This window comes from Citrobacter sedlakii (assembly GCF_018128425.1).
Taxonomy (GTDB): domain Bacteria; phylum Pseudomonadota; class Gammaproteobacteria; order Enterobacterales; family Enterobacteriaceae; genus Citrobacter_A; species Citrobacter_A sedlakii.
The window spans coordinates 1918016-1944672 of record NZ_CP071070.1; the positions used below are offsets into that span (position 1 = coordinate 1918016).

At 51.7% G+C, this 26657-nt stretch carries 32 protein-coding genes and 3 tRNA genes; 22 read left to right on the top strand and 13 right to left on the bottom strand.

Annotation, left to right across the window (positions count from 1 at the left end):
* Window positions 1-48: 48 nt before the first annotated feature.
* Complete coding sequence (gene fliE / locus JY391_RS09105) at window positions 49-363, top strand: flagellar hook-basal body complex protein FliE (protein ID WP_060571427.1); 315 nt, start codon at window positions 49-51, stop codon at window positions 361-363.
* Window positions 364-430: 67 nt separating this feature from the next.
* Here fliE and yedF read toward each other — a convergent pair whose 3' ends face one another.
* Both yedF and yedE read right to left on the bottom strand, forming a co-directional pair.
* On the bottom strand, window positions 431-664 hold the full coding sequence (gene yedF / locus JY391_RS09110; protein ID WP_000790504.1) for a sulfurtransferase-like selenium metabolism protein YedF: 234 nt from the start codon (window positions 662-664) through the stop codon (window positions 431-433).
* A complete protein-coding gene (yedE, locus tag JY391_RS09115; RefSeq protein WP_211935612.1) occupies window positions 661-1866 on the bottom strand; it encodes a selenium metabolism membrane protein YedE/FdhT in 1206 nt (401 codons plus the stop codon). The genes yedF and yedE overlap by 4 nt, the downstream gene beginning before the upstream one ends.
* Window positions 1867-2051: 185 nt before the next feature.
* Here yedE and yedD point away from each other — a divergent pair, with 185 nt between their 5' ends.
* Complete coding sequence (gene yedD / locus JY391_RS09120; RefSeq protein WP_042284030.1) at window positions 2052-2465, top strand: lipoprotein YedD; 414 nt, start codon at window positions 2052-2054, stop codon at window positions 2463-2465.
* A gap of 35 nt (window positions 2466-2500) precedes the next feature.
* On the opposite strand, the gene amyA is transcribed toward yedD, so the two are convergent.
* The 4 genes from amyA to fliD form a co-directional block, all read right to left on the bottom strand.
* Window positions 2501-3988, bottom strand: a complete 1488-nt coding sequence (gene amyA / locus JY391_RS09125; RefSeq protein WP_211935613.1) for an alpha-amylase — start codon at window positions 3986-3988, stop codon at window positions 2501-2503.
* Window positions 3989-4055: 67 nt separating this feature from the next.
* A complete protein-coding gene (gene fliT, locus JY391_RS09130; protein WP_181823005.1) occupies window positions 4056-4427 on the bottom strand; it encodes a flagella biosynthesis regulatory protein FliT in 372 nt (123 codons plus the stop codon).
* Window positions 4427-4834: a flagellar export chaperone FliS gene (gene fliS / locus JY391_RS09135; protein ID WP_181823006.1), complete on the bottom strand. Its 408-nt coding sequence runs from the start codon at window positions 4832-4834 to the stop codon at window positions 4427-4429. Before fliS ends, fliT begins: the two co-directional genes overlap by 1 nt.
* Before the next feature lie 15 nt (window positions 4835-4849).
* Window positions 4850-6250, bottom strand: a complete 1401-nt coding sequence (gene fliD, locus JY391_RS09140) for a flagellar filament capping protein FliD (RefSeq protein WP_211935614.1) — start codon at window positions 6248-6250, stop codon at window positions 4850-4852.
* A gap of 254 nt (window positions 6251-6504) precedes the next feature.
* Between fliD and JY391_RS09145 the strand changes: the two genes are divergently transcribed.
* From JY391_RS09145 to sdiA, 9 genes are all read left to right on the top strand, one after another.
* Window positions 6505-7734 carry a FliC/FljB family flagellin gene (locus JY391_RS09145; protein ID WP_211935615.1) on the top strand — a complete coding sequence of 410 codons (1230 nt, stop codon included), beginning with the start codon at window positions 6505-6507 and terminating at the stop codon, window positions 7732-7734.
* A gap of 79 nt (window positions 7735-7813) precedes the next feature.
* Window positions 7814-9016 carry a flagellin lysine-N-methylase gene (gene fliB / locus JY391_RS09150; protein ID WP_211935616.1) on the top strand — a complete coding sequence of 401 codons (1203 nt, stop codon included), beginning with the start codon at window positions 7814-7816 and terminating at the stop codon, window positions 9014-9016.
* Between the two features lie 196 nt (window positions 9017-9212).
* Window positions 9213-9932 carry an RNA polymerase sigma factor FliA gene (gene fliA, locus JY391_RS09155; protein WP_012906204.1) on the top strand — a complete coding sequence of 240 codons (720 nt, stop codon included), beginning with the start codon at window positions 9213-9215 and terminating at the stop codon, window positions 9930-9932.
* Window positions 9933-9991: 59 nt separating this feature from the next.
* The gene (gene fliZ, locus JY391_RS09160) at window positions 9992-10543 is read left to right on the top strand and encodes a flagella biosynthesis regulatory protein FliZ (protein WP_060571414.1); all 552 of its coding nucleotides are present in this window, start codon (window positions 9992-9994) and stop codon (window positions 10541-10543) included.
* A gap of 87 nt (window positions 10544-10630) precedes the next feature.
* On the top strand, window positions 10631-11431 hold the full coding sequence (gene tcyJ, locus JY391_RS09165; RefSeq protein ID WP_060571412.1) for a cystine ABC transporter substrate-binding protein: 801 nt from the start codon (window positions 10631-10633) through the stop codon (window positions 11429-11431).
* Between the two features lie 106 nt (window positions 11432-11537).
* Complete coding sequence (dcyD, locus tag JY391_RS09170) at window positions 11538-12524, top strand: D-cysteine desulfhydrase (RefSeq protein WP_181823009.1); 987 nt, start codon at window positions 11538-11540, stop codon at window positions 12522-12524.
* A 14-nt stretch (window positions 12525-12538) separates the two neighbouring features.
* Window positions 12539-13207, top strand: coding sequence for a cystine ABC transporter permease (tcyL, locus tag JY391_RS09175; RefSeq protein WP_042284001.1), 669 nt, complete (start codon window positions 12539-12541; stop codon window positions 13205-13207).
* A complete protein-coding gene (gene tcyN, locus JY391_RS09180; protein WP_060571408.1) occupies window positions 13204-13956 on the top strand; it encodes an L-cystine ABC transporter ATP-binding protein TcyN in 753 nt (250 codons plus the stop codon). Before tcyL ends, tcyN begins: the two co-directional genes overlap by 4 nt.
* Before the next feature lie 234 nt (window positions 13957-14190).
* Window positions 14191-14913, top strand: a complete 723-nt coding sequence (gene sdiA / locus JY391_RS09185; RefSeq protein WP_042283995.1) for a quorum-sensing transcriptional regulator SdiA — start codon at window positions 14191-14193, stop codon at window positions 14911-14913.
* A gap of 66 nt (window positions 14914-14979) precedes the next feature.
* Here sdiA and JY391_RS09190 read toward each other — a convergent pair whose 3' ends face one another.
* Window positions 14980-15204, bottom strand: coding sequence for a DUF2594 family protein (locus JY391_RS09190; RefSeq protein WP_042283992.1), 225 nt, complete (start codon window positions 15202-15204; stop codon window positions 14980-14982).
* A gap of 19 nt (window positions 15205-15223) precedes the next feature.
* Entirely contained in the window at window positions 15224-15271 is a 48-nt protein-coding gene (locus JY391_RS24055) for a hypothetical protein (protein WP_420246181.1), read from the bottom strand.
* Window positions 15272-15659: 388 nt separating this feature from the next.
* On the opposite strand from JY391_RS24055, the gene uvrY reads away from it, so the two are divergent.
* The 6 genes from uvrY (at window position 15660) to JY391_RS09225 (ending at window position 19198) form a co-directional block, all read left to right on the top strand.
* Window positions 15660-16316: a UvrY/SirA/GacA family response regulator transcription factor gene (uvrY, locus tag JY391_RS09200; protein ID WP_042283990.1), complete on the top strand. Its 657-nt coding sequence runs from the start codon at window positions 15660-15662 to the stop codon at window positions 16314-16316.
* Window positions 16313-18145 (top strand): excinuclease ABC subunit UvrC, encoded by a 1833-nt coding sequence (gene uvrC, locus JY391_RS09205; RefSeq protein WP_211935617.1) that lies wholly within the window; start codon window positions 16313-16315, stop codon window positions 18143-18145. Before uvrY ends, uvrC begins: the two co-directional genes overlap by 4 nt.
* A gap of 56 nt (window positions 18146-18201) precedes the next feature.
* Entirely contained in the window at window positions 18202-18750 is a 549-nt protein-coding gene (gene pgsA, locus JY391_RS09210) for a CDP-diacylglycerol--glycerol-3-phosphate 3-phosphatidyltransferase (protein ID WP_042283985.1), read from the top strand.
* Window positions 18751-18900: 150 nt separating this feature from the next.
* Window positions 18901-18976, top strand: a tRNA-Gly gene (locus JY391_RS09215).
* A 50-nt stretch (window positions 18977-19026) separates the two neighbouring features.
* Window positions 19027-19100 (top strand) — tRNA-Cys (locus JY391_RS09220).
* A gap of 11 nt (window positions 19101-19111) precedes the next feature.
* Window positions 19112-19198 (top strand) — tRNA-Leu (locus JY391_RS09225).
* 171 nt (window positions 19199-19369) lie between these two features.
* Here JY391_RS09225 and JY391_RS09230 read toward each other — a convergent pair.
* Window positions 19370-19714 (bottom strand): anti-adapter protein IraM, encoded by a 345-nt coding sequence (locus JY391_RS09230; protein WP_042283982.1) that lies wholly within the window; start codon window positions 19712-19714, stop codon window positions 19370-19372.
* Between the two features lie 428 nt (window positions 19715-20142).
* On the opposite strand from JY391_RS09230, the gene JY391_RS09235 reads away from it, so the two are divergent.
* Complete coding sequence (locus JY391_RS09235; protein ID WP_211935788.1) at window positions 20143-20808, top strand: YecA/YgfB family protein; 666 nt, start codon at window positions 20143-20145, stop codon at window positions 20806-20808.
* A 57-nt stretch (window positions 20809-20865) separates the two neighbouring features.
* Here JY391_RS09235 and tyrP read toward each other — a convergent pair whose 3' ends face one another.
* Entirely contained in the window at window positions 20866-22077 is a 1212-nt protein-coding gene (gene tyrP, locus JY391_RS09240; protein WP_181823011.1) for a tyrosine transporter TyrP, read from the bottom strand.
* Window positions 22078-22270: 193 nt separating this feature from the next.
* On the opposite strand from tyrP, the gene JY391_RS09245 reads away from it, so the two are divergent.
* Window positions 22271-22510: a YecH family metal-binding protein gene (locus JY391_RS09245; protein WP_199956785.1), complete on the top strand. Its 240-nt coding sequence runs from the start codon at window positions 22271-22273 to the stop codon at window positions 22508-22510.
* 32 nt (window positions 22511-22542) lie between these two features.
* Here JY391_RS09245 and ftnA read toward each other — a convergent pair whose 3' ends face one another.
* Complete coding sequence (gene ftnA, locus JY391_RS09250) at window positions 22543-23040, bottom strand: non-heme ferritin (RefSeq protein ID WP_042283973.1); 498 nt, start codon at window positions 23038-23040, stop codon at window positions 22543-22545.
* A 181-nt stretch (window positions 23041-23221) separates the two neighbouring features.
* Window positions 23222-23557 carry a YecR family lipoprotein gene (yecR, locus tag JY391_RS09255; protein ID WP_042283971.1) on the bottom strand — a complete coding sequence of 112 codons (336 nt, stop codon included), beginning with the start codon at window positions 23555-23557 and terminating at the stop codon, window positions 23222-23224.
* Between the two features lie 259 nt (window positions 23558-23816).
* Between yecR and JY391_RS09260 the strand changes: the two genes are divergently transcribed.
* Window positions 23817-24455: an RpiB/LacA/LacB family sugar-phosphate isomerase gene (locus JY391_RS09260; RefSeq protein WP_042283968.1), complete on the top strand. Its 639-nt coding sequence runs from the start codon at window positions 23817-23819 to the stop codon at window positions 24453-24455.
* Window positions 24456-24495: 40 nt separating this feature from the next.
* Here the strand turns inward: JY391_RS09260 and JY391_RS09265 are convergent, their stop codons facing one another.
* Window positions 24496-25920 carry an MFS transporter gene (locus JY391_RS09265; RefSeq protein WP_211935618.1) on the bottom strand — a complete coding sequence of 475 codons (1425 nt, stop codon included), beginning with the start codon at window positions 25918-25920 and terminating at the stop codon, window positions 24496-24498.
* A 211-nt stretch (window positions 25921-26131) separates the two neighbouring features.
* Between JY391_RS09265 and azuC the strand changes: the two genes are divergently transcribed.
* Together azuC and yecJ are read left to right on the top strand one after the other, a co-directional pair.
* The gene (azuC, locus tag JY391_RS09270; protein ID WP_014229869.1) at window positions 26132-26215 is read left to right on the top strand and encodes a stress response protein AzuC; all 84 of its coding nucleotides are present in this window, start codon (window positions 26132-26134) and stop codon (window positions 26213-26215) included.
* 116 nt (window positions 26216-26331) lie between these two features.
* The gene (yecJ, locus tag JY391_RS09275; protein WP_211935619.1) at window positions 26332-26583 is read left to right on the top strand and encodes a DUF2766 family protein YecJ; all 252 of its coding nucleotides are present in this window, start codon (window positions 26332-26334) and stop codon (window positions 26581-26583) included.
* The last annotated feature ends 74 nt before the right edge of the window (window positions 26584-26657 follow it).

Here is a 26657-nt window from a genome sequence, read left to right on the forward strand (position 1 = left end):
GACAAACTGGTAATCTCTGCTGCGTAAAAAATCATCCAGAGGATTATCATGTCAGCGATACAGGGGATTGAAGGGGTCATCAGCCAACTGCAGGCGACCGCGATGGGCGCGCGTGCGCAGGAGGCTTCGCCGCAGTCGACCGTCAGTTTTGCCGGCCAACTCCACGCGGCGCTGGACCGCATCAGCGACAGACAAACCGCCGCACGCGTTCAGGCCGAAAAATTCACCCTCGGCGAGCCGGGCATCGCGCTGAACGATGTGATGACCGATATGCAAAAGGCGTCCGTGTCCATGCAGATGGGCATTCAGGTGCGTAACAAGCTGGTGGCGGCGTATCAGGAAGTCATGTCGATGCAGGTGTAGGTTTGATGCCTGGGGGTGAGTGGTGTCAGGCCGGACGGTGACGCTTGCGCCGCCATCCGGCAACGTTTTATTTCTGAATTAAATAACGGATTGTGGGACCGTCCTGCTGAATGTCCAGTACCGTGTAGCCATGGTTACGCGCATCCAGCGGGATGTTATTGATCGATTGCGGACAGTCGCTCACCACTTCCAGAATTTCCCCTTTTTTTAACTGCGGCATCGCCTCAAGCGTGGCGACGGCAGGGTAGGGGCAGGGTTCACCAACCATATCAAGACGGTAATCAGGTACGATATTTTTCATGCGGTTTCCTTAGCGGGGGTTAACCCGGCGCGACGGAAGAAACGTTTTTCCCAACCGATAATCAGCATCAGCGCGGTAAACAGCAGCAGATAAGTCACCAACAGACCGCCAGGCGGACCAAAGGTTGTGAGCAGATTAATTTTGTCCCAGTTGGTTGCCAGCGCCGGGGCGAAGTCATCCCAGTAGTACGCCAGAATTGTAGAGCCGATGACATTACCCAGCCCAACCCACCAGTAGTGCACCTGGCCTTCCACGGCGCGGTACATCCAGCCGGTTTCGCAACCGCCGGCCAGCACGATGCCAAAACCGAACAGCAGCCCGCCGATCACGGCGTTCGGGCCAGCCCACATGATCTTCGCTTCCACGCCCAACTGCACGTAGCTGAATATCCCGATTGCGCTTACCGCCATCCCAAAGATGATCGCTTTCGCCATATGGGTACGTCCGGTGATCCACAGATCGCGAAACGCCGAAGTAAAGCAAATCTGCGCGCGTTCAATCAGCAGCCCAAATCCCACGCCGAACAGCATCGCCAGACCCAGCTTCGGCTGGTTCATCGCCGTTAACAGCGCCCAGCCAATCATGCCGATAAACACCAGCATCCCTAAGCGGAAGCGGCGACGCGCCTGATCCGGCTTTTGCGTCAGCGGCGAGGCGGCGGAGACTTTTTGCATTTTGACCGGAATGCGGAAGATTGGCAGTAGCGTAAAGCGAGCGCCAAACCAGGAGCCGATGGCGGTCGCCAATGCAAAGAACCAGGCATGAAGAGAGAACTGCGGGATGCCGGTAAAGAAGGCCGCCAGATTACAGCCCATCGCCAGACGCGCGCCGAAACCGGCGATCATCCCGCCAATGATTGCCTGCATGATGCGCACCCGGCTGCGTGGAATACGCAGCTTAACGTTATTGGCCCACAGCGCGGCGGCGAAGCAGCCACCGAACATGCCGAGGATCATCATTCCGTCGATGCGCGTCAGCGGCGAGCCGTCGAGATGAATCAGCTTGTAATAGCCCCATTCTTCGGCATGGACGCCAAACAGTTGCAGGATTTGTCCGCCCCAGCGGGTAAATTCGCCGGTGACGGCCCAGAAGGTGCCGGTGATGCCAAAATAGTAAGTGGAGAGAATACCCGCCGCGATGACCGCGGGAACGGGCGCCCAGAATTTAATTAACCAGGCGTGTTTGAAGTGTTGCCATGACATGTGTTTTGCCTCTGAACTCAGAAGGTATGAAACAAGAGTGCGGATAGTACACCACAACCGTTTTTTTGCCTGGTACTATTAAGCGGTAATACCGACTGGATCAAACTTCGCCGTTCTGTGGGAAAGGCTGGCGACATCAGGGCTTTAATGCCACAATCCCCTTTTCTTCGCATGCAGGATGAATGATGAAAAAAGTAGCAATCATTGGGGCGTTACTGATGTTAGCGGGATGCGCCGAGGTGGAAAATTACCATAACGTGGTGAAAACGCCCGCGCCGGCCGGACTGGAAGGGTACTGGCAGACGAAAGGCCCGCAGCGCAGTCTGGTGAGTCCGGAAGCGATTGGCAGCCTGGTGATTACCCACGCCGGGGATACCCTCGACTGCCGTCAATGGCAGCGCGTGATTGCGCTACCGGGTAAACTGACGATGTTATCGGGTGAGTTAACCAACGTGACGGTAAACCGCGATCTTTACGCGATCGAGCGCGAAGGCAGCACGTTAGAATATGATGGAATGACCCTGCAGCGCGTCACGCGTCCCACCGCAGAGTGCGCCGCCGCGCTGGAAAAATCGCCACTGCCGACCCCGCTGCCCTGAAACCTCCCCCGACAGGTCGCCCTGCCGGGGTATTTTTATATCGCTTCTTCTATCACCCACACGCTCACGCTGCCGCCGTTGCAGTAAAAGGTCGCTACGCCATTTGCGTCGGTTGTCACGGTTTCCTGACGATTTCCTAAAAAGTCGCGCCAGGTTTTGTTGCCGTAGTTTTCACCCAGCGTGAGCGTTTTTTCGCCGTCGTCGCCGTTCGACAGCACCACCACACAGCCGGGATCCTCTTCAGTGCCGCTGCGGCTGAAAGCGATACAGTTTGGATGGTCGAAGTAGAGTGTCTGCACGCCGTGGGCGAAACGCTGGCGCGCCAGAATAAGCTGATCGAGCTGATTAATGATCGGCATGTCGATGGGGTAGGTTCCGCCGTCGTTGCCGGTATCTTCGTAATGCGCGCCGTAGAGATCGGGATAAAAAACGGAAGGGACGCCGTTTTCCCGCAGCAGGATCAACGCATAGGCCAGCGGTTTAAACCACGGCTCGACCGGGGCTTCCAGCGCCTGCAACGGCTGGGTATCGTGGTTGGCAACCAGCGTGACGGCATGAAAAGGATCGGCCTCCACCAGCGTACCGGTAAAGATCTGGCTCATATCATAGTCGCTCCCCTGACGGGACGCTTCGTGAAATTTCATTTGCAGCGGGGCGTCAAACAGCATCGTCTTGCCGTCAACCTGATTGATGTAGTTTTGCAGCGTATCAACGTCGTGCGACCAGTATTCCGCCACGATAAACAGCGGCTTCGGCGCGACCTCCTGTACGTGCTCAATCCACTCTTTATAAAACCAGGCCGGAATATGTTTTACCGCGTCCAGCCGGAAACCGTCGCAGTGGGTTTGTTCCATCACCCAGCGCGCCCAGTATTTGATCTCCTCGGTCACGGCATGATTGCGGAAGTCGATATTTTCACCCATCAGATAATCAAAATTGCCCATTTCGTCATCGACCTGGTCGTTCCAGCCGTCGCCGGTATAGTCGTTGACGATTTTGAAAATCCCGTCCTCGGTGGGGTTTTCAATGTGGTCGATACCGCTGAAACATTTAAAATCCCAGATAAACTGCGAATATTGCCCGGCGCGGGCAGGGAAGGTGTAGCGGGTCCAGCCTTCGCATTCGATGATTTCTTCATCTATTTGCGTGCGGTCGTCTTCATTCACTCGCTGAACGCGAATCGGCTCTTTTTCGTCTGCGCCCATTTTATGGTTCACCACCACGTCGAGCAGAACGGCAATTTCGTTCTTTTGCAGCGCGTCGATGGCCGCCAGCAGCTGCGTCTTGTCGCCATATTTGGTGGCGATCGATCCTTTTTGATCAAACTCGCCGAGATCAAATAAATCGTAACAGTCATAACCGACGGAATAGCCGCCCGATGCGCCTTTATACGCCGGGGGAAGCCAGACCATGTTTATCCCGATATCGTTAAGGCCGTCCGCGCGCGCTGCGACTTCCTGCCAGAGTTTGCCGCCGTCGGGGTAATACCAGTGGAAGAACTGCAAAAGAGTAGGATTTTTCATCTTCCGTGCTCCAGAAATCAAAAGACAACTTCTGGAGTATGGAAGATATTTTTAAACGTGGCGGGAATTATTGCGGCGCGCTGGGGGCGTCCGGCACCAGAAGCATGCCGGAAAGGCGACCGTAAGCATTGTTGAGGGACTGCTGTCGCGTGCTCTGGCCGATCAGACCGCTCAGCTCATCGAGTCTTTTTTGCAGCAATACCTTGAGGTGCTGTTCGTTATCCAGCGTTTGTTTAATGTATCCGGCAACAATATCCTGAATACTGCGCGTAATGTCCGGTGGAGTTTGCGTTTCAACGACCGTTTCAATACTTTGCAGATAGGTGACTTCCTGTTCCAGTAAAAGGTCCCATTCACCTCGCTGCGCAAGTTCGAGCAGCGACTGGCTTAGCAGCGCAATGCGCTGCCAACGGTTGATAAACTCCACGGCTGAGGTCATTAACGAGACTCCTGGGATGATGCTTTCGGTGAAATCTGTTTCCAGGCATCCGCGATGTTGCCGAGTAACCCTTCCACTTCTTCGATGGCCTGACTGTCATTGCGCAGATTAGCGAGCAGTAAGCGGCGGATCATATAGTCATAGAGATCGGAAAGATTGGCGGCGATGTCGCCACCATTCTCCAGGTCCAGACCAGCCTTCAGCCCGTTATCGATGATATTGATGGCTTTGCTGAGCGCTTCGCCCTTGGCGACAAGGTCGCCTTGCTCGAGAAAAAGACGAGCGCGTACCAGGGCGCTGTTAGCCCCATCAAACAACATTTCTATCAGCTGGTGCGGATTCGCACTCATTACGCCGCTTTCCACGCTAACTTGCGCGTAGGCTTTGGTACCGCTCGCGGTATACATGTTTACCTCGTGTTATCAGGATTTATTCATCGCTGTAAATTGTTGGCCCAGATAGGTACTGGTGTTATTCAGTTTGCTCATCATGGTATCGAGCTGGGTAAACTGCGCTGTATAGCGCGCAACCATGTCGTCAATACTGGCGCTGACTGACAGGTATTGTTTGGTCAGTTTCTTCAGCGTGGCGTTAATGGTGTCTTGCGCATTGTCGATAATGCCGTCATCAGCCAAATAACTTTTCACTTCAGCGGCAATTTTGGTGGTGATCCCAGTTTCTTTGCCGTCGCCAGCCAACAACTCACGTACCGAAGCGGTGTTTTCGTCCAGTGCTTTTTTCAGTTTGGTGTCATCGATGGTCATCTTGCCGGTTTTGCCATCTTGCTTGATGCCGATTTCATTCAGTGTTTTAAAGGCACCTTCGCTACCAGAGTTGGCAAACTGCGCGCGAATACCGGTCTGAATGGTTCGTACTACGCTGTCGCCCACCAGCGCGCCGTTATCTTTATCCTGACCTTCCGCACCTGCGTCTACGGCTTTATATTTGGTCAGCGTATTAAAGGTATCAATCAGCGAGTTATAGGCATCCACCCAGCCTTTAATCGCTTCCGTGGCTTTCTCATTGCTTTTCGTGACGGTTACGCGCGCGTCGGTGACTTTTTTGGTCAGTTCCAGCGTCACGCCCTGCGGGGCATCGGTGACTTTGTTACTCTGACGTTCAATATCGATACCGTTCATCGTGAGCTTGGAGTTTTGGGCCTGAACCAACTCAGTCATTTTTCCGGTACCGGTCGTGCTGTCGTAGGCCAGCATATCGTTCAGCTTGCTGTCGCCCTCAACGGAGATGGTCATTTTGCTGTCCATACCTTCTGCTGCGGTCAGCACCAGTTTGAACTCGCCATCCTTCACCTTCACGATACTGGCGGAGATTCCGCTATCGGTATCGTTGATCGCCTTACTGATATCATCCAGCGTGGTTTTGTCTTGCGACAGTTTAATCTCCAGCGGCTCTTTACGACCCGGCTGATCAATCTTAATTGTACGGGTGGCAGAGCCATCACCCAGCGCCTCTTTGTTTGAGGCAACTGATTTGGTGCTCAGAGACTGCGCCTGGGCCAACTGTGTGACGCTGATGGTATAAATACCCGGTGCCGCGCCAGCTTCGGTGGTGACTTTCAGGTCTTCAGTACTGCTGGTCACATTACTGCTTCTGAACAGTTCCGGTTTATTTAATGCGGTATTGGCCGTCTGGAATTTTTCCAGCGCACTCTTCAGCGTACCGTAAGCCGTCAGACGAGCGGTATTGTCGGTTTGTTGCTGAGTGATTGGATTTAAACGTTTTTTCTCAGCAATAGTTAGGTTGTTTAGCAACGTGTCCAGTGGTAAGCCTGAGCCTACGCCTAATGATGTAAATGAAGCCATGCCCGTTTCCTTGTGATTGCAAACAATTGTTAAGCGGGTTATCGGCAATCTGCGAACAAAGTTTAATGATAGTTTTGTGAAAATAATTCCCGGAATAGTGGTGAATAAAGAGGGTATTTCCAGGACTAAGAAAAAAGAGGGCAAAACGAAAAATTTTCTAAAGTTCGAATTTAAGGTGCCGATACAAGGGTTACGGTGAGAAACCGTGGGCAACAGCCCAATAACATCAAGTTGTAATTGATAAGGAAAAGATCATGGCACAAGTCATCAATACAAACAGCCTGTCGCTGTTGACCCAGAACAACCTGAACAAATCTCAGTCCGCACTGGGTTCCGCTATCGAGCGTCTCTCCTCCGGTCTGCGTATCAACAGCGCGAAAGACGATGCTGCGGGTCAGGCGATTGCAAACCGTTTCACCGCTAACATCAAAGGTCTGACTCAGGCTTCCCGTAACGCCAACGACGGTATCTCTGTTGCCCAGACCACGGAAGGCGCGCTGTCTGAAATCAACAACAACCTGCAGCGTGTGCGTGAACTGTCTGTCCAGGCAGCGAACGGTTCTAACTCTGATTCCGACCTGTCTTCTATCCAGGACGAAATTAATCAGCGCTTGGCAGAAATCAACCGTGTTTCCGAGCAGACCGACTTCAACGGCAAAAAAGTTCTGAACCAGGACGGTCAGTTGACTATTCAGGTTGGTGCAAAAGATGGTGAAACTATCACCATTGATCTGCAGAAAATTGATAAAACAACTTTGGGCCTGGATAAATTCGATATTACCAATATGGCGCAGACCATTAAAGATGGTAGCACCGTTAAGATGGATACTTCTCTTGCGACTAAAGGTGGTGCAACGGCAGTAGCGAATGCAAAATTGGTGACTGACGGTACTACAAAATATGTAACCGATGGTACCGATTTTTATGCTGCAACTGACAAAGGTGCTGGAGTATTCGAGTATGATCCAGCAACCAAAGCTACTGCACCAACAGGTACGTTGACAGATGTTAAACAAGTATCTGTAGATCTGACTAAAGGAACTGGTTTGACTGCGAATGACTCTATTATTCAGTACAAAGAAAATGGTACTACTAAGTTTGGAGTGGCAACAGTCGATCCAACAACTAAAGCAGTCAGCTATACTCAGGCGACGATTGCTGCAGATGGTAAAGTTACTAAAGGTACTGCTATCACCAACCCAACATTTACTGTGGATCCGCTGGCTAAAGTTGACGATGCTCTGAAGAAAGTTGATGGATTCCGTAGCTCCCTGGGTGCGGTGCAGAACCGTTTTGAATCTGCAGTAACTAACCTGGGTAACACCGTCAACAACCTGTCTTCTGCCCGTAGCCGTATCGAAGACTCCGACTATGCGACCGAAGTATCTAACATGTCTCGTGCGCAGATCCTGCAGCAGGCGGGTACTTCCGTTCTGGCACAGGCTAACCAGACCACGCAAAACGTCCTCTCTTTACTGCGTTAATCCATCGATTGGGTTACTTAGTAGTCAGAGAAAATAAAGGCAGCGAAAGCTGCCTTTTTTCTATACTGGAGTTTGAATAATGCAAGAAATTACCGTTACCGAACCGGCTTTTGTTAAGGCCTTCCAATGCTCTGGAACGCAATGTCGCGATCATTGCTGTAAAAGTTGGAATATACATCTGGATAAATCAACGGTGAATAAGTATCTCTCCAGTAAAGATGACTACATTAAGAAAATTGCTAAAGAAAATATTATTATCCTTAAAAAAGATATTACGAACTGGGGGACGATTAAACTTGCGGATGACACTGGAAACTGTCCTTATCTGACCGAAGACAGTCTGTGTCAGGTACAGAAAACGTTGGGTGCTAAGGCATTAAGTACGACATGTAAAACATTTCCGCGTAGTGAGCGTATCTACAAAAACGATGTAAGAAAAGCATTAAATCTGTCGTGTCCGGAAGTCGCCAGTTTAGTCCTGACCGATCCCAATGCGATGGTTCTAAATGAGAGTAGTAAAATTGTGCCTGGTGCCTTTACTGCACCAGTCTTTTCTCAACAGCAAAAACTGCTTAATCTTTTCTGTCTGAGCCTTGTGGAACAGGCAGGGAGTGATGTGGATGTGGGGCTATATGCGCTAATTAAACTTATTTTATGCGTTAAGAAGTTTAATCAGATTGATAATGTGGCGCTGGCTGATGTTGAGCAAATTTATCACGCGATTGTAACGCAGATACAGTCAGGTGAAATGCGAGAGGAACTGTCGAAATTATCTGCTGACAACAATGTTAAAGTCAACATAGTGCTCTTGCTTCAGGATTATTTCCGCAGTCTTCCGGTAAGCCGCGCCCATGGTGTACTTAACTATTATATCCAGTGTCTTTTGAGAACATTGACCCTGGAAGAAAATTACTCTGTGGGTGAAGGGGTTGCTAAACTTGAGGCGACCTGGCAGAAGGTTTACGAACAACAGGATGAGACTGGATTCGATCTTAAAAATTTCATTTTGTATAAAATTTGGGAAAACAACTTTCCCAATCAAAAGAATGTAGACCCGCTTCGGACGTTATATATGATAAGCGTCGAATACTATTTTATCAAAATGCTGATCGCTGCCAGTGCCTACGAAAGAACATACCTCGAGAAGGAGGATGCCATCAATATCGTCTACAGCTTCCATTCGTTAAGTCAGCATAACCCTACCGTACATGAGAACTTTCAAAAGCATATTGAGACTGTGCGCACAGGGGATGACCTGTCGATGATTCATCTCTTGACATAATTTAAGCAGGGATGCGTGAAAATGCATCCCTCGCAAGCTAACCATTTGATTTATGTTTGATTATTTCCGATGCGAAATAACGCCATCAGCTACATAAGTAAAATAACCCTTCTTTTATAGCCTTATTCTCCCGATAGAACGCCCTGCAGAAACGGATAATCATGCCGATAACTCATTTAACGCAGGGCTGTTTATCGTGAATTCACTGTATACCGCTGAAGGTGTAATGGATAAACACTCGCTGTGGCAGCGTTATGTACCGCTGGTGCGTCACGAAGCGTTGCGCCTGCAGGTGCGTTTGCCCGCGAGCGTGGAACTGGACGATCTGCTACAGGCGGGCGGCATCGGGTTATTGAATGCAGTTGACCGATATGACGCTCTGCAAGGAACGGCATTTACCACTTACGCAGTGCAGCGTATTCGTGGCGCAATGCTGGATGAACTACGTAGCCGTGACTGGGTGCCGCGTAGCGTCCGGCGTAACGCCCGCGAAGTGGCGCAGGCGATGGGGCAACTGGAGCAGGAATTAGGACGTAACGCGACGGAAACGGAAGTGGCGGAGCGTCTGGGGATCCCTGTCGAAGAATACCGTCAGATGTTGCTTGATACCAATAATAGCCAGCTTTTCTCGTACGACGAATGGCGGGAAGAACATGGCGACAGTATCGAGCTGGTGACTGAAGAGCATCAGCAGGAAAACCCGTTACAGCAGCTCCTCGAGAGCAATTTGCGCCAGCGCGTGATGGATGCCATTGAAGCCCTTCCGGAGCGTGAACAACTGGTGCTGACACTCTATTACCAGGAAGAGCTGAATCTCAAAGAGATTGGCGCGGTTCTGGAAGTCGGGGAGTCGCGGGTGAGCCAGTTGCACAGTCAGGCTATCAAACGGTTACGCACTAAGCTGGGTAAGTTATAGGAGGCGACCATACTGCCTCTGCAAAATGCCGCACAACCTACTGACTACCAGGAGTTCTCATGACGGTGCAGCAATCTAAAAGACGGCCATTAAGCCGCTACCTCAAAGACTTTAAACACAGCCAGACGCATTGCGCCCATTGCCACAAATTACTCGACCGCATCACGCTGGTGCGTAAAGGGCAGATCGTCAATAAAATCGCCATATCCCGACTGGACACGCTGATGGACGAGGCTGCCTGGGAGCAAGAGCGGAAAGAGTGGGTCGCGCTGTGCCGCTTCTGCGGCGATCTGCACTGCAAAGCGCAGAGCGACTTCTTTGACATCATCGGTTTTAAGCAGTTTTTATTTGAACAAACTGAGATGAGCCACGGCACTGTGCGCGAATACGTTGTTCGCTTGCGCCGCCTCGGCAATCACCTTAGCGAGCAGAAGATTTCTCATGATCTGCTGCAGGATGGTTTTCTTGATGAAAATCTGGCGCCGTGGCTGCCGGAAACCAGTACCAACAACTACCGCATTGCGCTGCGCAAGTATGAACAGTACAAAGCGCAGGTCCACCCCGGGCAGATGCAGAAATCCTCCTTCAGAGCGACTTCTGATATATATTAAAAATGAATAAGATGTAGCAGAGTGGATTATGGCGTGACGCGTAATCGCTCTACACTACGGTCATTCATAATAACATTCGGGGTAAATATGAAATTAGCACTTCTGGGTCGTCAGGCGCTGATGGGCGTGATGGCTGTTGCACTGGTCGCTGGGATGAGCGCAAAAACGTTTGCGGATGAAGGACTGCTTAAGAAGGTCAAAGATCGCGGAACCCTGCTGGTGGGGCTGGAAGGCACTTATCCGCCGTTCAGCTATCAGGGTGACGACGGTAAATTAACCGGCTTTGAAGTGGAATTTGCCGAAGAGCTGGCGAAACATCTTGGGGTGAAAGCCTCACTGAAACCGACCAAATGGGACGGGATGCTGGCCTCGCTGGATTCAAAACGCATTGACGTGGTGATCAATCAGGTGACCATCTCTGACGAGCGTAAGAAGAAATACGATTTCTCTACCCCGTATACGGTGTCCGGTATTCAGGCGCTGGTGAAAAAGGGCAATGAAGGGGCGATCAAGACCGCGGCCGATCTGAAAGATAAGAAAGTCGGCGTCGGCCTGGGCACCAACTACGAAGAGTGGCTGCGTCAGAACGTACAGGGCGTGGACATCCGCACCTACGATGACGATCCGACCAAATACCAGGATCTGCGCGTAGGGCGTATTGATGCGATCCTCGTCGACCGTCTGGCCGCGCTGGATCTGGTGAAGAAAACCAAAGACTCGCTGGCGGTGACTGGCGAAGCGTTCTCCCGTCAGGAAGCGGGCGTTGCGGTACGTAAAGGCAACGAAGATCTGCTGAAAGCGGTAGACGCTGCTATCGCTGAGATGCAAAAAGACGGTACGCTGAAGGCGCTTTCTGAGAAGTGGTTTGGCGCTGACGTGACGAAATAATCAGCTAAATAGCAAAAAAAGGCGCTTTAATCAGCGCCTTTTTTATTTCATCCGCCTGAACGTGCATAATAAAAAGAACATCACAACAACAAAAAACGGAGGCTTTATGCCACTGCACAACCTGACGCGCTTCCCACGCCTGGAATTTATCGGCGCGCCCACGCCGCTCGAATACCTCCCACGTTTATCTGATCATCTTGGACGCGATATTTTTATAAAGCGGGACGACGTCACGCCAATGGCGATGGGCGGCAATAAGCTGCGCAAACTGGAGTTTCTTGCCGCTGACGCGCTGCGCGAAGGGGCGGATACGCTGATTACCGCTGGCGCTATTCAGTCCAACCATGTGCGTCAGACGGCGGCGGTGGCGGCGAAGCTCGGTCTGCATTGCGTCGCGCTGCTGGAAAACCCGATCGGCACCACGGCGGAAAACTATCTGAGCAACGGCAACCGGCTACTGCTGGATCTGTTCAACGTGCAAATCGAAATGTGCGACGCGTTAACCGATCCGGACGCCCAGCTACAGGAATTAGCCACCCGGCTCGAAGCGCAGGGCTTCCGGCCTTACGTTATCCCGGTGGGCGGTTCAAACGCCCTCGGCGCGTTAGGTTACGTTGAAAGCGCGCTGGAGATCGCCCAGCAGTGTGAAGGGGCGGTACAGCTCTCTTCGGTGGTGGTGGCTTCCGGCAGCGCTGGCACTCATGCCGGTCTGGCAGTGGGCCTTGAACAACTGATGCCAGAAGTGGAGCTGATTGGCGTCACGGTATCGCGTAGCGTCGCCGAACAAAAACCAAAGGTGGCGGCGCTGCAGCAGACCCTTGCCAAAACCCTGGAACTGACCGCGTCGGCAGACATTGCGCTGTGGGATGACTATTTTGCGCCCGGTTATGGCATGCCGAATGAAGAGGGGATGGAAGCGGTAAAACTGCTGGCGCGCCTGGAAGGCATTCTTCTCGATCCGGTGTATACCGGGAAAGCGATGGCCGGGCTAATCGACGGCATCAGCCAGAAGCGTTTTAAAGACGAAGGTCCCGTTCTCTTTATTCATACCGGCGGTGCGCCTGCGCTCTTTGCCTACCATCCCCACGTGTAATATCGGATAAGCTCATGCAAGAAAGTATCCAACTGGTTATTGATTCCCTGCCGTATCTGCTTAAAGGCGCGGTGTTCACGCTGCAGTTAAGCATCGGCGGGATGTTTTTCGGCCTGCTGCTGGGATTTATCCTTGCGCTGATGCGCCTGTCGCCGCTGCTGCCGCTTCGCTGGCTGGCGCGGTTTTATATCTCTATTTTTCGCGGTACGCCGCTTATCGCCCAACTGTTTATGATCTACTACGGCCTGCCGCAGTTCGGTATTGAACTGGATCCGATCCCGGCGGCGATGATCGGTCTGTCGCTTAATACCGCCGCCTATGCCGCGGAAACCCTACGGGCGGCGATCTCGTCCATTGATAAAGGGCAGTGGGAAGCGGCGGCCAGTATTGGCATGACGCCGTGGCAAACGATGCGGCGGGCGATTTTGCCGCAAGCTTCGCGGGTGGCGCTGCCGCCGCTCAGCAACAGCTTTATCAGTCTGGTGAAAGACACCTCGCTGGCGGCGACCATTCAGGTGCCGGAGCTGTTCCGCCAGGCGCAACTGATCACCTCGCGCACGCTGGAAGTTTTCACCATGTATCTGGCGGCCTCGCTGATCTACTGGGTGATGGCGACCGTGCTGTCAACGTTACAGAACTACTTTGAAAATCAACTCAACCGCCAGGAGAGAGAGCCGAAATGAGCGCGATCGAAGTGAAAAACCTGGTCAAAAAGTTTCATGGTCAGACCGTCCTGCACGGTATCGATCTGGAGGTTAAACCCGGCGAAGTGGTCGCCATCATCGGCCCCAGCGGGTCGGGTAAAACTACGCTGTTGCGCAGTATAAACCTGCTTGAGCAGCCGGAGGCCGGGACAATCAAAGTGGGCGAGATCACCATTGATACCGCACGCTCGCTGAATCAGCAAAAATCGCTGATTCGCCAGCTACGACAGCATGTCGGCTTCGTGTTTCAGAATTTCAATTTGTTCCCTCACCGGACGGTGCTGGAAAACATTATTGAAGGGCCGGTTATTGTTAAAGGGGAACCTAAAGACGCCGCAACGGCGCTGGCGCGGGAACTGCTGGCGAAGGTGGGCCTCGCTGGCAAAGAGACCAGCTATCCGCGACGTCTCTCCGGCGGTCAGCAGCAGCGTGTGGCCATTGCCCGGGCGCTGGCGATGCGCCCGGAGGTGATCCTGTTTGATGAGCCGACTTCGGCGCTCGATCCCGAACTGGTGGGTGAGGTGCTTAACACCATTCGCCAGCTGGCGCAGGAAAAACGCACAATGGTCATCGTCACCCATGAAATGAGTTTTGCCCGCGACGTGGCGGACCGGGCGATATTTATGGATCAAGGGCGAATAGTAGAGCAAGGGCCGGCGAAATCGTTATTCAGCGAACCGCAGCAGCCGAGAACACGTCAGTTCCTTGAGAAGTTTCTCCTGCAATAATTCTCCCGCCAGGCACGCAATGATTCACGCCGGTCGGCGCGTGCCATTTTGCATAATTATTTATGGTTATTGCATGACGGGATCCTTATTTCTTTCGCCCTGTTCTGAATAACACTTTACGGTTCAAGTAATTTGCGTTCTGACCGATATTTCATTAATGAAACATGTCATTATGTGTTAGCTTATTTCATACATTAATAATGATTATCAATCACAAGAGCCCAGCGACTGAGTATGCAGGATACCGATTTCTTTACCTGGCGGCGGACGATGCTGTTACGCTTCCAGGAAATGACCCGCGCAGAAGACGTTTACAACGAATTACAGCTTCAGACGCAACGCCTGGAATTTGATTATTACGCGCTGTGTGTCAGACATCCCGTTCCGTTTACCCGGCCCAAAATTACCCTTCATACCACTTACCCGGCGGCGTGGGTTTCGCACTATCAGTCCGAGAACTATTTCGCCATCGATCCGGTGCTCAAGGCGGAGAACTTCATCCAAGGGCATCTGCCGTGGAATGACGCCTTATTCAGTCATGCCCAGACGATGTGGGACGCGGCGCGCGCGCATGGTCTGCGCAAAGGCGTCACACAGTGCTTAATGCTGCCCAACCGGGCGCTGGGTTTTCTCTCCGTTTCTCGTGCAAGCCTGCGCCACACGCCTTTCGACACCGATGAAGTAGAACTTAAGCTACAACTGCTGGTGCGGGAAAGCCTGACGGCGCTGACTCGTCTGGAGGATGACATGGTGATGGCGCCGGAAATGCGCTTTAGCAAGCGGGAAAAAGAGATCCTGAAATGGACCGCAGAAGGCAAAACGTCGGCTGAAATCGCGATGATCCTGTCGATATCGGAGAATACCGTCAACTTTCACCAGAAGAATATGCAGAAGAAATTCAACGCCCCCAATAAAACGCAGATTGCCTGCTATGCCGCCGCGACGGGGCTCATCTGAAACGTTGAGCGTTCTGCGTGTCAGACGATAAACCGGCTGAAAGCTGTGCTCTCAGCCGGTTTTGTTTTACTGGCGGTAAGCTTGTTTAATCTGCTTAACCGTACTGGAAAATACGGCGGCCTGGGTTTCGTCTTCGACCAGCGCGATCTGTTTTTCCATCTTAAGAATCACACGGCCCGCATCGGCCTGGCCCATCGCCTGGAGCATCAGCGTTAACAGCGCCTTCAGGCAGGTGACTTCGGTAGCCAGTTCTTGATTATTTTCGGCAGTGGAAAAATCAGGCGTACTCATTTATTTTCCTCGTTATGTCTCAGTAAAAATGTGCGATGGTAAATGTTGAGGCCGCGGAGTATACCATAAGCCAGGCTAAAAATAGCAGCGGTTGTTTTTTGATCAAAAAAAGCGGTTGGGGTTAATTTAAACCACAACCTCAGCCGCGTATATTTACGCGCATTATTGTTTATTAGGCGTATTTGACTCGTTAATTATTGTTACAAACTTGCTGTGTAATTAGCATCTTTTTGCGCCGTATCGTTTTCTGTCGCCATTCTGAAACGACTTTCCGAAATAAGACATGTAACAGATTGTTAGTACATGGTGTTTCCACTACACGTACACACTAATTTCCAAAAACGAGAGCAAAATCGGTCGCGGAGCGTTTTTTACGTTTCAAAGTTGAGATAAAACCCGCTAATATAGGGATGTTTTATTATCAGTAGCGTTATCCCTATTCTGGAGAAATTCCTTTGATCAACGTTCTTCTTGTTGATGACCACGAACTGGTGCGCGCAGGGATACGACGCATTCTTGAAGATATTAAGGGTATAAAAGTCGTCGGTGAGGCGAACTGCGGTGAGGATGCCGTCAAATGGTGCCGCACAAACACCGTCGATGTCGTGTTGATGGACATGAACATGCCCGGTATTGGCGGTCTGGAAGCCACGCGTAAAATTGCGCGTTCAACGGCTGATATAAAAGTCATCATGTTAACCGTCCATACGGAAAACCCGTTACCCGCGAAAGTGATGCAGGCGGGAGCCGCTGGCTATCTCAGCAAAGGCGCGGCGCCGCAGGAAGTGGTTAATGCAATTCGTTCGGTGTACACCGGTCAACGCTACATTGCTTCAGACATTGCCCAGCAGATGGCGTTGAGTCAGATTGAGCCGGAAAAAACGGAAACGCCCTTTGCCAGTTTGTCTGAACGGGAATTGCAGATTATGCTGATGATCACCAAAGGTCAGAAGGTTAATGAGATTTCAGAGCAACTGAATCTCAGTCCTAAAACGGTGAACAGCTATCGCTATCGTATGTTCAGTAAATTAAACATTCATGGTGATGTCGAGCTGACTCACCTGGCAATTCGCCATGGCCTGTGTAATGCGGAGACGTTAACAAGCCAGTGAGTGTTCAGTTTGATTCAAAAGCATTTTTAAAAACCGTCACCAGCCAGCCCGGCGTGTACCGGATGTATGATGCCGGTGGTACGGTAATTTATGTGGGAAAAGCGAAAGACCTGAAAAAACGGCTTTCCAGCTATTTCCGCAGCAATCTGGCGTCGCGTAAAACGGAAGCGCTGGTGGCGCTCATCCAGCAAATAGACGTGACGGTGACCCACACCGAAACGGAAGCGCTGCTGCTTGAGCACAACTACATCAAGCTTTATCAGCCGCGTTACAACGTACTGCTGCGCGACGACAAATCCTATCCCTTTATTTTCCTCAGCGGCGACACGCATCCCCGACTGGCGATGCACCGTGGCGCCAAACACGCCAAAGGCGAGTATTTTGGACCTTTCCCGAATGGCTATGCGGTACGTGAAACGCTGGCGCTGCTGCAGAAAATCTTTCCGATTCGCCAGTGTGAAAACAGCGTATACCGCAACCGCTCCCGTCCCTGTCTGCAGTATCAGATTGGTCGCTGCCTCGGCCCCTGCGTCGAAGGGCTGGTGAGTGAAGAAGAATATGCGCAGCAGGTGGAGTACGTGCGCCTGTTTTTATCCGGCAAAGACGATCAGGTGCTGACGCAATTGATCGCGCGGATGGAAAAAGCCAGCGAGAATCTTGCCTTTGAAGAAGCCGCGCGCATTCGCGATCAGATCCAGGCCGTGCGCCGCGTGACGGAAAAACAGTTCGTCTCGAATACCGGGGACGATCTTGACGTCATCGGCGTGGCGTTCGACGCCGGTATGGCTTGTGTGCATGTGCTTTTCATCCGGCAAGGAAAGGTGCTGGGTAGCCGCAGTTATTTCCCGAAAGTCCCTGGCGGTACGGAACTGGGCGAAGTCGTGGAAACCTTCGTCGGCCAGTTCTATTTACAGGGTAGTCAGATGCGTACCTTGCCGGGCGAGATCCTGCTTGATTTTAACCTTAGCGATAAAACGCTGTTGGCCGACTCGCTATCTGAACTGGCGGGGCGTCGTATTCATGTACAGACGCGCCCCCGAGGCGATCGCGCGCGCTACCTCAAGCTGGCGCGCACAAATGCCGCGACCGCGTTGACCACCCGGTTGTCTCAGCAGTCGACCATTAACCAGCGTCTGACCGCGCTGGCGACGGTGCTGAACCTTCCAGCCATCAAGCGCATGGAGTGTTTCGACATCAGCCATACGATGGGCGAGCAGACGGTGGCCTCCTGCGTGGTGTTCGATGCCAACGGGCCGCTGCGCGCGGAGTATCGCCGTTACAACATTACCGGTATCACGCCGGGTGATGATTATGCGGCGATGAATCAGGTGTTACGCCGCCGCTACGGGAAGGCTATCGAAGAGAGTAAGATTCCGGACGTGATCCTGATCGATGGCGGTAAAGGACAACTGAGCCAGGCGAAAGCGGTTTTTGCCGGGCTGGACGTGACCTGGGATAAACATCACCCGCTGCTGCTGGGCGTGGCGAAAGGCGCTGATCGTAAAGCCGGACTGGAAACCCTGTTCTTTGAGCCGGAAGGCGAGGGCTTTAGCCTGCCGCCGGACTCGCCAGCGCTGCATGTGATCCAGCATATTCGCGACGAATCGCACGATCATGCCATCGGCGGACACCGTAAAAAACGGGCGAAGGTGAAAAATACCAGCACGCTGGAGACGATTGAAGGCGTGGGGCCAAAACGTCGCCAGGTTTTGTTGAAATATATGGGCGGTTTGCAAGGATTACGTAATGCCAGCGTAGAAGAAATTGCAAAAGTGCCGGGTATTTCGCAAGGTCTGGCAGAAAAGATCTTCTGGTCGTTGAAACATTGAGGTCTCTGTAGCAACATAGGGGTAATTTCTCTGACAACAGATAGTTACCCGTCACTATGCAATTTAATATCCCAACGTTGCTAACGCTGTTCCGTGTCATCCTCATTCCATTCTTTGTCGTGGTGTTTTATCTGCCGTTTAGCTGGTCGCCCTTCGTGGCGGCGCTGATCTTTGTGGTGGCTGCCGTCACCGACTGGTTTGACGGCTTCCTGGCGCGCCGCTGGAACCAGAGCACCCGGTTTGGCGCTTTTCTCGACCCGGTGGCGGATAAAGTGCTGGTTGCCATCGCGATGGTGCTGGTGACCGAACACTATCACAGCTGGTGGGTGACGCTGCCTGCGGCAATCATGATCGCGCGCGAAATTATTATTTCTGCGCTGCGTGAATGGATGGCGGAACTGGGTAAACGCAGTAGCGTGGCGGTTTCATGGATTGGTAAAGTTAAAACCACCTCGCAAATGGCGGCCCTGGCGTGGCTGCTGTGGCGACCCAATATTTGGGTCGAGTATGCGGGCATTGCGCTGTTTTTCGTCGCGGCAGTCCTGACGTTGTGGTCAATGTTCCAGTATCTGAACGCTGCGCGCGGGGATTTGCTTGATCAGTGATCGTTTCGCCGCAAATTTCAGCAAACGAGCGGAAGTGGCGAAAAATATCGTTGACTCATTGCGTCAGGTAAGTAGAATGCAACGCATCGAACGGCAGCACGGTTTGCCAGACGATAGCAAAATCAAGTGATTAACAACGTACTTGATTATGCGGGAATAGCTCAGTTGGTAGAGCACGACCTTGCCAAGGTCGGGGTCGCGAGTTCGAGTCTCGTTTCCCGCTCCAGATTAACGGCACCGGCGATAGCGGGTGCGGGTCGAAAGACAAAGAATTAAGGCGCGTTAGCAAAGCGGTTATGTAGCGGATTGCAAATCCGTCTAGTCCGGTTCGACTCCGGAACGCGCCTCCACTTTTTCCCGAGCCCGGATGGTGGAATCGGTAGACACAAGGGATTTAAAATCCCTCGGCGTTCGCGCTGTGCGGGTTCAAGTCCCGCTCCGGGTACCATGGGAACAGAAGAATAATCAAAGCAATAAGCAGTGTCGTGAAACCGCCCTTCAGGCGGTTTTTTTATTTCTACGGCATGGCTGACACGTGCTGAACATTTCCTCCTGCGTAGAAATAACGTCTCATAGTGTATTCCGCCTGATTATGACGGAACACAAGATTACGGCGACATTATCCTTTTCGTTTCAGTAAACCGTATGGACAGATAGCAATCACGCACAGATGAGCTAAATGGCAATATTTAGGATGATTTTCATCATTGCCTGGGCATAAGCTATTTGTTTTCATCGCATTCCATAATTCTTTATTGTAGCGTGTCACATTATAGACGGTAATGGGATAGGGTTTGTGGTCTATTAATACACCGTCCTGAAACGGCTCAATAATGCTGCCGCTGGATAAAAATATATCTGCCTGATACCAGATCGTTAATTTTAAATTTTTCAGACTACAAATGCATGAGAAACACATACCCGTTGTCGGGCTGACAACGGTGTCAATGACAGTCCATTCCATACTCACCTTCACGTCAATATTAAATACATTTTTTAAGGCCAGATTTAGCCTAGTAGAAAATGCAAGTGACGCATAACTTATTGAAAATGATCAACTTTTTAATTAACCTACTGAAGGTGTTGTTTTTTAATAAATTATTAAGTTTGTATGATGTTTTTATTTACATTATATTACATTTTAGTCTTATAGATGCATTGCTATTATTGATCGTGAGCAATTGTTATACATTTCAATTATTAAAAAATGCTAATGCATACTGCCTGACTGCAATGCTTACGGATTATTCTTCACTCCCGCGCGGAACGTGACAGATTACGCCAGTAAATTGTGTCAGAAGCGTTTTCTTTTCTTGCGCGCGCAGGGTGTATCCGCCGCACCTTTCAACCTGTAAGATAGCCACAGTTAAGCATTCAACGAGGACAAGCATGATGAAAACGGGACCGTTAAACGAAAGCGAACTGGAGTGGCTGGACGATGTATTGACCCAATACAACACCGATCATGCCATACTGGACGTCGCAGAGCTGGATGGGCTGATCACCGCTGTTCTCAGTTCGCCGCGCGAAATTGAGCCAGATGAGTGGCTGGTTGCCGTGTGGGGCGGTGCGCAATATGTGCCGCGCTGGTCTTCAGAAAAAGAGATGACGCGTTTTATGAATCTCGCTTTCCAGCACATGGCGGATACCGCTGACCGACTCAATGCGTTTCCAGACCAGTTCGAGCCGCTGTTTGGCCTGCGGGAAGTCGATGGCCATGAGCTCACCATCGTAGAAGAATGGTGCTTCGGTTATATGCGGGGCGTGGCGCTGTCTGACTGGTCAGCGTTGCCTGACACGCTGAAACCGGCCCTGGAGGCCATTGCGCTTCACGGTACGGAAGAGAATTTCAGCAAAGTCGAGAAACTTAGCCCGGAAGCGTTTGAAGAGAGTGTCGATGCCATTCGCCTTGCGGCGCTGGATCTTCATGCTTACTGGATGGCGCATCCGCAGGGAACGCCGGTGCAGGTGCCGGTGAAAGCAGAGGTGAAACCAGGACGTAACGATCCGTGTCCGTGCGGCAGCGGCAAAAAATATAAGCAGTGCTGCCTGCATTAAAATTTACGGCCTGGCGACGTTTCGCCCGTCAGGCCGTTTGTCGTCTCTCTGACCGACCTATCCCACCTCAGGCAACAGCCCGGCGGCAATACAGAACTGCACCCCGATGACGGCAATACCACAGAGAAACACCAGGGCCAGCGCAGGACGCCCGCCCGACACGCGGTAGTCAGCTTGCGGATTTTGTTTTCTGCTCTGCCATGCGAGCAGCGAGGGCACGATCAGCGCCAGCACCGCCAGTGCGACGCCGGCATAGCCCAGCGCCATCACAAAACCACGCGGATAGAAGAGGGCGAATGCCAGCGGAGGCAGAAAGGTAATCGCCCCGGTTTGCAGTCGGCCTGACGCCGTATTGCGGCGCTGGAACAGATCCGCCAGATAATCAAACAACCCGAGGGCCACTCCGAGAAACGAGGTCGCCAGCGCCAGATCAGCAAACAGATGCACAGCCAGCTCAACGTGCGCCGAGGCTACCACTTCCCGCAGGGCCTGCAGCAGGCCGTTTAAACCCGCATGATCCGCCAGCAGCCCCATAAACGTTGTCGAGTCGATGCTGCCAAGCGTGGCCAGTTGCCAGAAAATGTAGGCCACCAACGGAATCGCGCTGCCGATAATAAATACCCGCCGCAATTTACGAGTATTGCCGTTCATATAGCTGACAATGCTGGGAACGCTGCCGTGAAACCCGAAGGAGGTAAAGATCACCGGAATGGCGGAAAGGGCAAGGCCCTGTTCCAGCGGCAGGGTTAACAGGTTAACTTTGTGAATATGGGGCATCAGCAGCGCCAGCATGACGACCAGGAAAATGATTTTGGCGCTGAAGAGAAAACGGTTAAACAGATCGACCAGCGAGGTGCCGACACATACCACGCCACCGGCAACAAAGGTGAACAGCAAGACACCCGCGGTGGGGGACATTTGTTTTCCGCTCCAGTCGCTGATACTGGCTGCCAGCAGTTCGCCAGCGCCGCTAATGTACGCTGCGGTGAGGGCATACATCAAAAACATCATACTGAAGCCAGTCGCCCACTGACCGTATCGGCCAAGATAACGCTTCGCCAGCGATCCGAGGCCGGTATCCGCCGGAACGTGTTGATAAACTTCAAGCAGTAGCAGCGCGGTATAACACATTAAGGCCCACAGACCCATCAGCAGCGCAAAAGTCACGCCAAAACCGACGCCAGCGGCCGCCAGCGGCATGGCCAGCATCCCGGCGCCAATCGTGGTGCCAGCCACGATAAAAACACTTCCCAGAGTTCTATTTTTCACGCTTTACACTGTCCTGCAGATAAACAACGGTAAGATCTGCGGCGCAGGGTAAGGCAAAACGTTATTTTCGTCAAATCACCGTTACAATCAATGTAAACATAATTATACATTCATTCCCGCATTGAACCTGCGCTAGCGCAAGGCGAAGAACGCGCGTGCCGCTTAGGCTATCCGTTTTGATTCAGGAGGACATATGACATCCATTCATGGGCACGAAGTGTTGAATATGATGATAGCGTCGGGCGAACCGTATTCAACGGCAAGTCTGGAAGCGGCGATAAAAAATCGCTTCGGTGAACAGGCGCGTTTTCATACCTGTTCCGCGTCAGATATGACCGCGGGGGAACTGGTGGCGTTTCTGGCAGCGAAAGGAAAATTTGTTGCCCAGGATGACGGCTTTTCCACTCATGAAAGTAAGATCTGCCGTCATTAACAGAACGGTGAGGATAACCTCACCGTCAGACATTAATTTGCGGTATCAAGAGTCGAAAGTTCTTTATCAATAAAATACAACCCTTCGCCGCTTTTCCCCGCCAGGGTTAATTTATCAATAACGGATTTAAACAGTTTTTCTTCTTCATGCTGTTCAGCGACGTACCATTGCAGGAAATTAAAGGTCGGATAATCCTGGCTGGTCATTGCGGCATGAGCCAGTTCATTTATTTTCTGCGTAATTAATTGTTCGTGCTCATACGTGGCGCGGAATAATTCGTCCAGCGATGCGTACTCCGCAAAAGGCGAGGAGACGGTATTAATGCGCGGCAGGCTGCCGGTATCGGTCAGATAGTCGAACAGGCGTTGCATATGGGTCATCTCTTCCTGCGCATGACGACGCAGAAACGCGGCGGCGCCTTCAAAACTGTGGTAACTACACCAGGCGCTCATCTGCTGATAGAGCAGCGAAGAATATAACTCCAGATTCATTTGCTCATTGAGTTTATCGATCATTTCTGTTTTCAGCATGGTTACGCTCCACAAAGGTGAGAATTATTTTGATGTGGCGTCACTATAATTTGTTATTTAAATATTTGCAAAAGGTAAAATAATAAATTTAATTATTAAAAATACGAATGGGAATAAAACGCATTTACGCTATATGCCCGATATAATAGGGATAAAGGCCAGCGGTACCCTGGCCGTTATTTTAATAAGTAGGGGAAAGCGTTTGTGACAAGGCGACACCCTGGCACTGGTATGAAAGGATAACCTGACTGTTAATACAGAGCGAACCTGCGAATACACGACAGGTTTTAACCGGCTGCCCGAAGCGTACGGCATTGGCATAGCCTGTCTGTTGACACGCTTTCGTCGCGGTGCCGTGGGCGATATACTCATCGGTTACCGCATTTTGTAACATGGCTTCACCGTAGCTCAGACGTACCACACCCGTGGTCGCGCTGACTTCGCTCACCTCAGCGTGCCTGCTTATCGTACATCCTGTCAGTGCCGTCAATGAAAGGGCAAGTAAAAGCGTCTTCATGGTTTCACTCTGATAGATCGGGGACAGGCTATCCTACTCTATGCCTGCGAATTTCAATGGCCGGAATAGCTTACAGATCCGCTATCACTAATTTCTACGGCCAGAGTTGCGCCTTTCGTTCTGCAAAAATGTGAAGCTCACTCTGTTTTTTAAAATCGTTTTTCACAAAATTTGAAAGTGCGTTTGGGAAGTAGTACTGTTCCTGAAACGTCATTGACTCATGGCGGGACAACCCGCACGCATTTCAGGAGAAGACAGAATGAAAATTGCACTCATGATGGAAAACAGCCAGGCCAGCAAAAACGCCATCATTCATAACGAGCTTAAAGCGGTTGCGGATGAAAAAGGCTTTCCGGTATTCAACGTTGGTATGAGCGATGAAAACGATCATCATCTGACCTACATCCATCTGGGTATCATGGCCAGCATTCTGCTGAATGCCAAAGCAGTTGACTTTGTCGTGACTGGCTGTGGTACCGGTCAGGGCGCGCTGATGTCGCTGAACATCCATCCGGGCGTGGTGTGCGGTTACTGCATCGATCCGGCTGACGCCTTCCTGTTTGCGCAAATCAACAACGGTAATGCGCTGTCTCTGCCGTTTGCTAAAGGATTTGGCTGGGGCGCAGAACTGAACGTACGCTTCATTTTCGAGAAAGCCTTTACCGGTCGTAACGGGGAAGGATATCCGCCGGAGCGTAAAGAGCCGCAGGTACGTAACGCAGGTATTCTGAACCAGGTGAAAGCGGCAGTTGTGAAAGACAACTACCTCGACACCTTGCGGGCGATCGACCCGGAACTGGTCAAAACCGCCGTGTCTGGCCCGCGCTTCCAGCAGTGTTTCTTTGAGAACTGCCAGAACAAAGAGATCGAAGCCTTTGTTCGCGAAATCCTGGGCTAATCACCGCGACGAAACCGGATAGCCCTGCGCCGTCCGGTAACTACCCTGATTTCTTTGCCGACACCGCACTTCCCGCATCGTTCGCCAGCCTCAACGTATCCACCATCCCCACCAGACAGATCGCCGCAATCGTCACAAATGCCAGGCGAAAGCTGATGCCGGGCGTCGCGCTTATTTCCAGCCATTCGCTGATGCTTGCGCCGATCCGGATCCCAATTGCGCCCAGCGAAATGCCCAACCCAACGGCCAACTGAGTGGCGGTACTGAATAGCGTATTGGCATAACTCATCTGTTCAGCAGGAACGTCCGCAAAGGCGAGGGTGCTGATGCCGGTGAACTGTACCGAACGGAATACGCCGCCAAGATAAAGCACCAGTAATAGCAACCAGACGGGCGTGTCGGGCGTCAGGCACGCACAGGCGAGTAGCGCCAGCACATTGAGCACGCCATTAATCAACAACAGCTTTTTAAAGCCAAGCCAGCGGATCAGCGGAGTGGTGGCGGGTTTGATCGTTAAATTGCCGACAAAAACCGCCAGTACCAGCGAGCCCGCCTGAAAAGCATTCATGCCAAAACCAACCTGAAACATCAGCGGCAGCAAAAACGGAACGGCGCTAATCGAGGCGCGAAACAAAGAGCCACCGTACATCGTGACGCGAAACGTCGGCACCTGCATAGCGTCCAGACGAATCATCGGATGTGCGGCTTGCTGAAAATGACGCAGTGAATACGCCAGGGTGATCCCGCCCAGTAGCAGCAGCGTGAGGGGCAAGCCCGGCGCAAATTGCTGCGCGCCCATCAGTTCCATCGCGTAAACCAGACTGACCATCGCAATGGCGGTAGCCATAAAACCCGGCACATCGAACGGACGGCGAACCTCCTCTTTTATGTCGGGGATAAAACGCAGCGCCAGCGTCATTGCCAGCAGCCCTGCCGGTACGTTAATAAAGAAAATCCATCGCCAACTGGCATAGCTGGTAATAAATCCACCCAGCGGCGGGCCGATGATGGGCGCCACCAGGGCGGGCCAGGTTAAGGTGGCGATGGCGGTAATGAGCTGATGCTTCGGCGTGGTGCGTAGTACGGCCAGACGTCCGACGGGCACCATCAGCGCGCCGCCGACGCCCTGAAAAATACGCATCGCCAGAAAGCCTTCCAGCGTGGTGGCAAGGCCGCAAAGCACTGAGGCCAGCGTAAAAATGGCCAGGGCAAGGGTAAATACTTTGCGCGCGCCAAAGCGGTCGGCTATCCAGCCGCTGGCGGGTATCAGTACCGCCAGGGTGATCAGATACGCGCTGATACCGATATTCAGATCCACGGCCTGAACACCGAAAGTACTGGCCATATCCGGCAGGGCAGTCGCGATCACCGTGCCGTCAATGAACTCCATAAAAAATGCGCCAGCAACAAGCAAAGCGGCAGGAGAGATGCCCCGTTTGCTTTCTGTGACCCAATCGTCTCGCATGTGGTCCTTGCCTTCAAAAAAAATTTAAATTTTTACTGGAACTTAACGTGATACAGGCCTTTGAAAAGTCAGCAATAAGGGCAAATTTGGAAAGAAAATGTTAATTTAATTATGTGATATGAATCACATAATGGTTGATTTTTGTGATGAGTATCATATTATACGCGCATAGGCAATAACACCTGCATAACAATACCTTTGGAGTCATGCCATGAAACTGCGTAAAATCCTCAAAAGCATGTTTGAAAATTATTGCAAAACATTCAAAGACGTACCGCCTGGCGCGATGTTCTGATAAAAAACCTGCTTCGGCAGGTTTTTTTATGCCCGCGATCCGGGTACCCGTATGACTATCGTTTCTGCGACGTAATCGGTACTATGGCGGCCTTTCTTTTTTCAGGAGCCCAAGCAATGTCCCAACCGATGAATGCCGATCAGGAACTGGTATCTGATGTTGTCGCCTGCCAACTGGTGATCAAACAAATCCTTGATGTACTTGATGTGATCGCGCCCGTTGAAGTACGTGAAAAAATGTCCAGCCAGCTAAAGAATATCGATTTCACCACACATCCGGCGGCAGCCGACCCTGTCACCCTGCGCGCCATTCAAAAGGCAATCGCGCTCATTGAGCTCAAATTCACGCCGCAGGGCGAAGCACATTAAAATAAACCGTTGTTTCAGAATTTAGAAATGTTTTTTGCGATGCCTCCTGTTTATGGGAGGCATCCGGGAACGTG